General features: G+C 69.5%; 9 protein-coding genes. 3 read left to right on the forward strand and 6 right to left on the reverse strand.

What is annotated here, in order from left to right; translation table 11 throughout:
* Position 1 precedes the first annotated feature (1 nt).
* The 6 genes from ACHZD8_RS17095 to ACHZD8_RS17120 form a co-directional block, all read right to left on the reverse strand.
* Positions 2-415, reverse strand: coding sequence for a type II toxin-antitoxin system VapC family toxin (locus ACHZD8_RS17095; protein WP_394771634.1), 414 nt, complete (start codon positions 413-415; stop codon positions 2-4).
* 49 nt (positions 416-464) lie between these two features.
* Positions 465-1,643 carry an RNA polymerase sigma factor gene (locus ACHZD8_RS17100; protein ID WP_394771635.1) on the reverse strand — a complete coding sequence of 393 codons (1,179 nt, stop codon included), beginning with the start codon at positions 1,641-1,643 and terminating at the stop codon, positions 465-467.
* Positions 1,640-2,020 carry a YciI family protein gene (locus ACHZD8_RS17105; protein ID WP_394771636.1) on the reverse strand — a complete coding sequence of 127 codons (381 nt, stop codon included), beginning with the start codon at positions 2,018-2,020 and terminating at the stop codon, positions 1,640-1,642. Before ACHZD8_RS17105 ends, ACHZD8_RS17100 begins: the two co-directional genes overlap by 4 nt.
* Positions 2,021-2,072: 52 nt before the next feature.
* Entirely contained in the window at positions 2,073-3,161 is a 1,089-nt protein-coding gene (locus ACHZD8_RS17110) for a DNA glycosylase AlkZ-like family protein (RefSeq protein WP_394771637.1), read from the reverse strand.
* A 145-nt stretch (positions 3,162-3,306) separates the two neighbouring features.
* Positions 3,307-4,995: a hypothetical protein gene (locus tag ACHZD8_RS17115; RefSeq protein WP_394771638.1), complete on the reverse strand. Its 1,689-nt coding sequence runs from the start codon at positions 4,993-4,995 to the stop codon at positions 3,307-3,309.
* Positions 4,992-6,059: an amidohydrolase family protein gene (locus tag ACHZD8_RS17120; protein WP_394771639.1), complete on the reverse strand. Its 1,068-nt coding sequence runs from the start codon at positions 6,057-6,059 to the stop codon at positions 4,992-4,994. Before ACHZD8_RS17120 ends, ACHZD8_RS17115 begins: the two co-directional genes overlap by 4 nt.
* A 166-nt stretch (positions 6,060-6,225) precedes the next feature.
* Between ACHZD8_RS17120 and ACHZD8_RS17125 the strand changes: the two genes are divergently transcribed.
* From ACHZD8_RS17125 to ACHZD8_RS17135, 3 genes are all read left to right on the forward strand, one after another.
* Complete coding sequence (locus ACHZD8_RS17125; RefSeq protein ID WP_394771640.1) at positions 6,226-7,098, forward strand: SIS domain-containing protein; 873 nt, start codon at positions 6,226-6,228, stop codon at positions 7,096-7,098.
* 47 nt (positions 7,099-7,145) lie between these two features.
* Complete coding sequence (locus ACHZD8_RS17130) at positions 7,146-8,480, forward strand: ABC transporter substrate-binding protein (RefSeq protein ID WP_394771641.1); 1,335 nt, start codon at positions 7,146-7,148, stop codon at positions 8,478-8,480.
* On the forward strand, positions 8,480-9,429 hold a 950-nt coding region (locus ACHZD8_RS17135), incomplete at its 3' end, for a carbohydrate ABC transporter permease (protein WP_394771642.1). The genes ACHZD8_RS17130 and ACHZD8_RS17135, both read left to right, overlap by 1 nt.

The following is a 9,429-nucleotide window of genomic DNA, read 5'->3' on the forward strand; positions in this document are numbered from 1 at the left end:
ATTATGGTGGGGCGGACGGCGCATGAAGGGCCTCGAAGGGCGCGAGCGTGATGATGCCCTGCACCTGTAGAGCGAGGTCCGGGTCGAGGGTGACGAACGCATCCGCCTGCAACCGCGCCACCGCAACGTACTCGGCGTCGCCGATGTCGTGCCAGTCGAGTTGTTCGGCGACACGCCAGGCCGCCGCACGCGAGACCCGATCGCCGAGCAGGCGGATGCCCATGGTCGTGATCCGGTCGAGGATCGCCCTCGCCTCCCCCTGGGCCAACTCGCCCCGGCGCACGGCGCGGTAGAGCTCGGACAGGGCCCGGGTCTGCAGCGACTTCGGCGCGACCAGCCGGTGCTCGGTGGGCACGGCTATCCGTTCGCGAGCGAGCCGGATCGCCGTGAGGGCGTCGATCGCATAGCGCGTCATGAGCCCAGTGTGCCCGGCACCGCCGACACGGTCGCGGCGCCGAACGCCGTCATCGCCGCGCGCCCGCCCGCGCGGCCAGGTACGCCCGCACCTCCGGCTCCGTCGTCAGGCTGATCGCCTTCCCGTACGCCGCGGCAGCCTCATCCGCTGGTCCCAGCTCGGCCAACAGGTGCGCCCGCACGGCCCAGTAGGGCTGGAAGGGCGGCGAACCGAGCGCATCGAGCAGCGCGAGTCCGGCGAGGGGGCCATCGATCCGGGACGTCACCGCGGCGAGCGATACGGTCGCACCTAGCGTGGGCGACACCTCCAGCAGCGCCACGTGCAGGCTCCTCAGCGCGGTCCAATCCGTGACGCCGGTCGCGGCCCGGGCGCAGTGCGCGGACTGGATGGCGGCCTCGAGCTGGAAGCGCCCGATTCGACCGTGGGCGTGGGCCTCGTTCAGCAGCGCCTCGCCCCGGGCGATCAGCGCCCCATCCCAGAGCGTGGTGTCCTGCTCGTCGAGCGGCACGAGCATCCCGCGGTCGACGCGCGCCGGAGCCCGGGCGATCGAGAGCGAGAGCAGCGCGGCGAGACCGAGGGTCTCCGGGTCGGGCAGGAGGGTGGCCAGGAGAGAGGCGAGCCAGAGCGCCTCGAGAGCGAGCGAGTCGCGCGGCGACGTGTCGGAGACCAGCTGCCACTCGATCGCATACGCGCCGTAGACCGCCTCCAGCACCGCGGGCAGCCTGGTCGGCATGTCGTCACGGGCCGGAATCACGAAGGGGATTCGCGCATCCCGGATCCGCCGCTTCGCGCGCACCAGCCGCTGCGCCATCGTGGCTGTGGGCATCGCGTAGGCGGCGGCGATCGCGGAGGCGTCGAACCCCAGCACTACCTGCAGCATGAGCGGTGTGCGCACCGCGGCATCGATCGCCGGGTGCGCGCACACGAACATCAGCTCAAGCCGCTTGTCCGGGATGCGGTCGGCGTCGTCGGCCACGGTCTCGAACGGCTCCGGCACGGGTCGGCGCCGCTTCAACTCATCGAGCCAGCGGTTCTTCGCCACCGTCACGAGCCAGCCCTCCGGGTTGTCGGGGATGCCGGCCGTGGGCCACGTGCGCAGGGCGCGCTCGAAGGCGTCGGCGAGGGCATCCTCGGCGGCGGGGATGTCGCCGGTGCGGGCGGCGAGCACGGCCAGCAGTCGTCCGTAGGACGCCCGGGCCACCTCCTCCGCCCGCGCCGCCGCGGTCACGCCGCCTGGTTCCACTGTCCCCCCGCGAAGTAGACCGCGGTCGGGCGTACCTCGATGGTGCCCCACTGCGCGGCCGGGCACTTCTCGGCCCAGGCGAGGGCGGCATCCAGGTCGGGCACATCGATCAGGAACACTCCGCCGAGCTGTTCCTTCGTGTCGGCGAACGGTCCGTCCTGCACCTGCAGGCTCCCGTTGCGCAGCGTCACCGTGGTGGATGCCGCGACCGGCTGAAGCACGTCGGCGCCGAGCAGCACGCCAGCCGCGTCGAGCGACTTGGCGTAGCGGTCGAAGGCGGCCCGTGCCTCGGCCATCGCCTCCTCCGGCACCTCGGCCCCGCCGGCCTCTGAGTAGTTGAGCAGGAGTGAGTATCGCATCATGGTCCCTTTCTCGTAGGTGTTGCTGTCATAGAGATGACGAGCCGGGGAGGCGTCAATCGACAGCGCCCCGCACCACTCGCAGCCGCAGCCAGGAGGCGAAGGCCTCGATCTCGGCGTCGACCGCCGCCCGCGTCGCACGATCGAACGGCTCGTCCTCGTGCACTCGGTGCACGACGAATGTGCCGGAGTCGCGGTCGGACCGGGCATCCACCTTGCCGACCAGCCGGTCGCCGTGCAGGATCGGAAGCGCGAACTGGCCCCAGATGCGGCTCTCGGCGGGCTTGTACATCTCGAGCGCGTAGTCGAACTCGAACAGCCTCACCACACGCTGCGGATCGGTCATCAGCCGGTCGAAGGGGGAGAGCAGGGCCGTGCGGCCCTCGAACTCGCGGTCAAGCTGGGCCGGATCCACCCGCCACTTGCCCGGCACCCCCTCGATGATGGCGGGCTCGCCGACCGGGACGACGCCGTGCAACTCGGTGGGGGACACGGCGATGCTGTCGCGCATGATGCCGCAGGCGGCGAGCAGCCGCTCGCTGCGGATGCGCCGAGCCTCGTCGGCGGGCACCTCGGGCACTTCCGGAAACACCCGCTCGGCAAGGTCCCAGATGCGCAGGCGCCCGACGCGGCCCACCACCGCGAGCCTGCCGCTCATGTGCAGGCACTCGAGCATCTGGGTGACGTTTCGATTGTTGGTCCAGCCGGTCGACGGCCAGGGGGCCACGGCCTCGTCCGGGATGTCCCGCGAGGTCTTCGGTCCCTCGTCGGCGATGCGGTCGAGGATGCTCCGGGCGAAGTCCTCGTTCGCCTCGATCCAGCCGCGGGTGCCGCTGCGATCGGCCCACGTGCGCATGCCGGCGAGGAACAGGCCGAGGTCCGACATCGGCCGCAGCATCCAGCCGCGCTCGAAGAGCAGCCCCTGGCTGAGCCCGCGCTCCGTGTCGATCGGTCGGAAGCGCGACCCGAGGCGGGACCAGCAGACGTGGTCGGCGGCCGGCGCGACGGTGGTGGTGAGCTCCACCCGCAGCATGGCGAGATCGTGCACAATGCCGAGCAGGTCGTCCGGCCGCTCGGCCGACAGCAGGGCGGCGCGCACCGCGATCTGCCTGGCCCGCTGCCGAGTCACCCTGTGCGCCGTCACGCCACCACCGTATTCCCTGCCGGCGTCAGCATGCTCGAAAAGCTGAGGCGTGGGCGGCGGCGCCCGGCATCCCCCGGGCCAGTATGCGCCCGGAGTGCACGAGGCTGCACCTCGGCCGCGAGCCGAAGCCCGAATCCGGCGTAGCTCAGACCCGCGTCTTCACCAGCCGCACGAAGCGCACGTCGAGGTCGTGCGCTCCGGGCGCCAGGGCCAGCCGAAGCCGATTCCCGGTGTCGAGCCGCAGCCCGGGCAGCGCCAAGGTCGCCGTGCGCCACCGCCCGGTGTCGCCACGGCGCACCTGCGCGGAGTGACCGCCGGGGTAGCGGACGGAGAAGGCGCCGGTTCCCCGGTCGAGGTAGGTGACCTTGAGCAGGAGGGGGATGCCGACCGATGCCGCGGCGAAGGCGGGATCGACATCGAACGCGAAGCCGGTGTCACCGGCCGCGACCCGCGTCGAGAGACCCTCGTAGGCCACGCCGTTGTCCTTCTCGAAGACGTGCCGGTGGATGTCGGCGGTGCTGCGGTGAGCGACCGAGCCCGGAACATCCACCTGCACGAGCCACCGCTCGAGATTGCGCACGAATGGCCTCGACTTCCAGGCGGCCGGGTCCGCGAAGCGCCCGGTGGCGTTGTCCTTCCAGTAGGTGTCCTCGGCGTCTCGCAGGTCCGCCCAGGCATCGGCCGAGGTGGCGGCGGTCTTGCCGAGCGACAGCCTGGTCCAGTTCCAGTGCGCGGCGTATTTCCTCAGGTACGAGGGGACGGGAACCACGTAGTCCCAGTTCATCCGCAGCTGCAGGGCCTTGAGGTTGGCCTGGCGCACGGCGTAGTACGGATCCCTGGTGGAATAGCCGCAGTCGGTGAAGCACTCGTTCTCGGTCGCGACCACCCGGGTCCCGTCATGGATCGGCAGTGTCTCATCCACCAGCAGGTGTCCGTTCGGCTGCACCGCGGATCCGTAGGCCGGGGCCTCGCTCAGGTGGAAGTTGGAGAGCTCGGTGATGCCGGTGCGGATGCCGAGGCCGGCATCCACGGCCTGGCGCGCCAGCAGGTTCTCCTTCTCGCCGAACGGACCGAACGGATAGTCCTCCCCGGTGAAGACGAGCTTGGCGGAGTTCGCGCCGAAGATGCCCACGAGGTCCGTCCAGGCGTGGTCGTACCACCTCTTGTAGGCGGCGAAGTCGAGGTCGCCGACGTCCACCGCGCTCGTGATGGTCTCGTAGTCGAACTCCGCCCAGGTGAAGGCCCCAGGCACGTAGACGAAGCGCAGGCGCGGGTCGGCGGCCAGACCCTGCCGCACGAACAGCGCCCGGTAGGTCTCGAGCAGGTGCGACCAGACGCACTCGTTCCAGATCGGCAGGTGGCGCTGCCCCTCGTAGTCCGGACCGTAGGTCTTCACCCCGCAGGCCGTGGCGACCCAGCGCGGCGCCCAGGTCTCGCCGCTCGCGAAGATGCGCATCCAGAACGGGCCGCCGTCGGCGAGCTGGCTCGCGAGCGGGGCGAGTGTCATCCCCTCGGCCGAGCCGGCGCGTGTGGTGTCGAGCTGGCCACCCTGCACGGGCTGGAGCTGTCCCCAGGTGACGTCGATCGAGCGCACGTCCACGTGGGTCGCGGCATCCGCCGACTCGGAGAAGAATCCGGAGTTCGGGGCCGGAGTCACCCCGCTCGGCAGCGACCAGTCGTCGCCGTCGACGATCCAGACCCCGCTGGTCCCCGGAACGATGAAGGGCGCGGTCGGTTGAGCGTCAGGGGAGGCCGGCGGGTCGGAGATCGTCGAGCACGCGGCCAGGGCGAGAATCGCGACGATGGCGCCGAGGCCGCGACCCGCCGTTCTCACGGACCGAGCACCCTCAGGGCATTGCCCCGGTAGATCGCCTCGAGCTGCGGATCCGACAGATGCAGCGCCGAAACTGTCCAACGGCCCTGTGGAGGGATCGGCGACTCCGGCGCGTACTCGAAGGCCTCGTCTCGGGACTCGAGAAAGCGGAAGTGCAGCTCGTACTGCTCGCTCGTGATCGGAAAGATGTCGGTGCCGAAGAGCACCCGGTCGGGGAAACGCTCGATCAGCTCACGGAAACGCCGGGGCTGGCGACCCAGCTCGGCCATCCGCCCGGCGATGTCGATGCTGAAGTGGGGAGCAGCGGCGAGCAGCCGTTCGACCCGGTCGAGGTCCTCGGCCGCGCACCCGGCATGGGCGCCGATGTAGCGCGTGCCCGGGGTGGCGATCACGAGGGTGGCGAGGGCGTCGAGGAGGCGTTCGAAGGTGGGATGCCGGTCGGTGTCGCCGAACCACCAGTCCTTCTGTTGCAGCAGTTCGTCGAGTCTCTCGTTGTTCTCGTCCGCCGGCTGGAAGAACGCCCTCGGGTCGGCCACGTGAATGAGCACCGGCAGCCCGAGCTCTCCCGCGTGGGCCAGCACGCGCACCACGCGCTCGTCATCCGGCAGCACGAGGGCACCGGTCGCGTCGCGCACGGTGAGCCCCAGGTTCTTCCACACCTTGAGGCCCTTCGCGCCGCGCCCGGCGCTGTCGTCGAGGGAGTCGCGGAGCATCCGCTCGCCGTCCGGCCGGGCGAGCAGCGCCCAGTCGAGCTGACAGAAGGTGAGAAAGCGGCCGGGATGCGCGCGGTCGTAGCGGTCGAGATTGGCCTCGAGCTCGTCGCCCCACATTCCGTCGAGGCTCACGATCGTCTCCACGTTGCGCGCGTCCATGAGCTCAAGCAGGGCGGCGACGTCGCCGATCATCCACTCGCCGTCGCTGAGCCAGCGACCCAGGTGGTTGTGGATGTCGATGGCGGCGAACCGCGCGCGGGCCACCTCCGTCACCCGCGCGGTCAGCTGCGACCGCGGCGTCCACTCGGTGAGACGGACGTCGGCGAGGGCTGCCCAGTGGGGAGAATCCATTTTCCGACCCTGTCATAGGCCGATCGCGCCCGCACCTCGCGGCGTCAAACGCTCAACGAAACTGCTCAGTTCAGCCCATTTTCTTGTCATATGAACAGTTCTGGATCCACCATGGGGGAACCGAGGCGCGCGGCGCCCCAGCGGAGGCAGAGGACCAGTGCACCAGATGAGCATCACGTCAGCAGAGATCGCCAGCCAGCCCACCGTGTGGGCGCAGGCGCTTCTCGAACAGGACCGCTCGGCCCTCGGGCTGCCCGGGGAGCGAGTGCTCTTCCTGGGCTGCGGAACCTCGGCGTTCGTCGCCGAGTCGCTCGCGGTGCTGCGGGAGCGGGCCGGGCTCGGCGAGACGGATGCCGCCTACGCCTCGGAGTGGACCCCCGGACGCCGCTACGACCGGGTGGTCGCCATCACCCGCTCCGGCAGCACGAGCGAGGTGCTCGCCGCGCTCGCCCTCGTCGATGCGGGAACCCCGACCGCCGCGATCACCGCGGTCACCCACGAGGCGGTTCACGCGCTCGTGGACAGCACCCTCGTGCTCGGCTTCGCCGACGAGGAATCCGTCGTCCAGACTCGATTCCCCTCCGCGCTGCTCATTCTCGCGCGTCAGGCCTACGGCTACGACGTGACCGGGGTGCCGGAGGCCGCGGCCGCCGCGATCGCCGCCCCCCTCGGAATCGAGGTCGCCGACTTCGACCACTTCGTCTACCTCGGCTCCGGCTGGACCTACGGCCTCGCCCAGGAGGCCGCCCTCAAGGTTCGCGAGGCCGCGCAGGCCTGGTCGGAGTCCTATCCTCTGCTCGACTACCGGCACGGGCCGATCGCGGTCGCGCACCCCGGATCGCTCGTCTGGATCTTCGGCGCCGTCGAGCCCGACCTCATCGCGGACATCGAGGCGACCGGCGCGACGGTGCGGTCGGATGCCTCCGATCCGCTCGTTCAGCTCGTGCAGGCCCAACGGCTCGCCGTGGCGCTCGCCGAGAGCCGCGGGTTGGACCCGGACAAGCCGCGCCACCTCACCAGGTCGGTCATCCTGCACTGATTCCTTTTCCCCCAGTTCGACACCCACCACTCCAGAGGAGCACGTCGATGGTCAGCAGAATCTTCACTTCGAACAGCGGGGTCCGCCGCTGGATCGCCGGCTCCGCGGCACTGCTCGTGGGCGTCGCGCTCCTGTCCGGATGCTCCGGCCAGTCCGGCGGGTCGGCCACCCTCGACAAGAAGGCCAAGGTCAGCCTCACGGTGTGGACCGGCCAGGAGGAGGGTGCGGAGAAGCTGCTCGACAAGCTCGCCGCCAAGTTCGAGAAGCTGCATCCCAACGTCTCCCTGAACCTGTCGCCCGGCGCCTCCTCCACCGAGGACCTGCTGCAGAAGCTCTCCGCGAGCTTCGCCGGAGGCAACTACCCGGACATGTCGTACTCGTTCGGGTCGTGGACGAGCCAGCTCGAGTCATCCGACCGCACCCTCGACATCACCAAGCAGGTGGCCGATCCGAGCGTGAAGTGGTCGGAGTTCTCGAAGGCGGCGCAGGAGACGGCCCGGCCCACCGGCAAGAAGACGATCGGATTCCCGGCCATCGTCGACAACCTCGCCCTGCTCTACAACAAGACGGTGTTCGACAACGCGGGAGTCGCCTACCCCACCAACGACTGGACCTGGGATGACTTCCGGGCCGCCGCGAAGAAGCTCACCGACAAGTCCAAGAACATCTACGGCTACGCGTACTCGGTCTCCGGAAGCGAGGAGACCACCTGGCAGCTCTGGCCGCACCTCTGGCAGAACGGTGGAGACATCCTCGCCAAGGACGGCACGAAGTCCGCCTTCAACAGTGAGGCCGGCGTCAAGTCGGTGAACTTCCTGCGCGACATGGCCATCACCGACAAGAGCGTCTATCTCGACCAGACCGACACCAAGTTCGGCCAGCTGTTCGCGAGCGACGACATCGGCATGATCACCTCGGGCCCCTGGGAGCTCTACGACCTCGGCATCGCGAAGACGAAGTACGGGGTCACCTACCTGCCGGGCACGAACGGCAACCACGCGACCGTGTCCGGTCCGGATGTCTGGGCCCTCTTCGACCACAAGGACGCGAACCGCGCGTACTGGACGTACGAGTGGGCCAAGTACCTCACCGACCCCGCGCAGGACCTGCAGTGGAACGTGGCGATCGGCAACCTCCCGCTGCGGTCGAGCGAGGCGGACAGCCCCGAGTTCGCGGCGCAGGTGAAGGCCAACCCCGGGCTCGACGTGATGGCGGCCAACTCGGCGAACGCCACCACGGCACGCCCGACCGTCGCCGGCTATGTCGGACTCTCCGCCGCCGTCGGCGACGCGGTGAGCCAGGTGCTGCAGGGCAAGGGCACCGCCGAGTCGGCGCTCACGACCGCCGCTGCCAAGGCCGACAAAGCCCTGAAGGCCAAGTAGTGACTGCCGTCGCCGATCGGGTCGCGACCGGGCCGGGCCCGACCGCGCCCCGGCCGGCGGCGCGTGACACGAAGAAACGTCGGCGCCTGCTCGAGAGCCTCGAGGGCTGGGGCTTCGTCGCCCCGGCGCTCGTGATCGTGCTCGGCCTCTCCATCTTCCCTGCGATCTGGGCCTTCTTCCTCTCCCTGCAGAAGTGGAACGGGTTCAGCGAACCGGTGAACGTCGGCTTCGCCAACTACCAACGGATGGTGGGCGACACCGAGCTGCAGGATGCCCTGTGGCACACCATCCTCTACGTGCTGCTCTTCGTGCCCACCTCGGTGGGACTCGGGCTGTTCCTGGCCGTGGCGCTCAACCGCAACATCCGGTTCATCGGCATCTACCGCACGGCCATCTTCATCCCCTTCGTCGCCTCGGCGGCGGTCACCGGCATCCTCACCACCTACCTGTTCAATCCCCAGTTCGGACTCTTCAACAACATCCTGCGCGTGCTGGGTCTGCCCCAGCAGGGCTGGCTCGAAGACCCGGCCCAGGCGATGGTCGTGATCACGATCATGTCGCTCTGGGGGCAGGCCGCCTTCACCACCGTGATTTACCTGGCAGCCCTGCAGGATATGCCGGGCGAGCTCATGGAGGCGGCCCGCATCGACGGCGCCAACAAGTGGCAGGTGTTCTGGCAGGTGGTGTGGCCGCAGCTGACCCCGGTCACGATTTTCGCCACCATCTGGCAGGTGATCGGCGCCATCCAGCTGTTCGACCTCGTCTACACGACCACGAGGGGAGGGCCTCTCAACGCGACGCAGACCATCGTCTACTACCTCTGGCAGACCGCCTTCCAGAAGCTCGATTTCGGCTACGGCTCGGCGATCGCCTACGGACTCTTCGCGCTCACCCTCCTGATCACGATCGGCGTGGTCATCTATTCGCGACGCACCAGGATCGAGGCCTT

It is taken from the genome of Lacisediminihabitans sp. (assembly GCF_043726815.1).
In the GTDB taxonomy this organism is placed as follows: Bacteria; Actinomycetota; Actinomycetes; order Actinomycetales; family Microbacteriaceae; genus Lacisediminihabitans.

What these genes read in the sequence shown, in the direction of transcription:
- ACHZD8_RS17095 (WP_394771634.1), bottom strand. Translation starts at nt 415, where the DNA reads ATGACGCGCTATGCGATCGACGCCCTCACGGCGATCCGGCTCGCTCGC.
- ACHZD8_RS17105 (WP_394771636.1), bottom strand. Translation starts at nt 2,020, where the DNA reads ATGATGCGATACTCACTCCTGCTCAACTACTCAGAGGCCGGCGGGGCC.
- ACHZD8_RS17120 (WP_394771639.1), bottom strand. Translation starts at nt 6,059, where the DNA reads ATGGATTCTCCCCACTGGGCAGCCCTCGCCGACGTCCGTCTCACCGAG.
- ACHZD8_RS17125 (WP_394771640.1), top strand. Translation starts at nt 6,226, where the DNA reads ATGAGCATCACGTCAGCAGAGATCGCCAGCCAGCCCACCGTGTGGGCG.
- ACHZD8_RS17130 (WP_394771641.1), top strand. Translation starts at nt 7,146, where the DNA reads ATGGTCAGCAGAATCTTCACTTCGAACAGCGGGGTCCGCCGCTGGATC.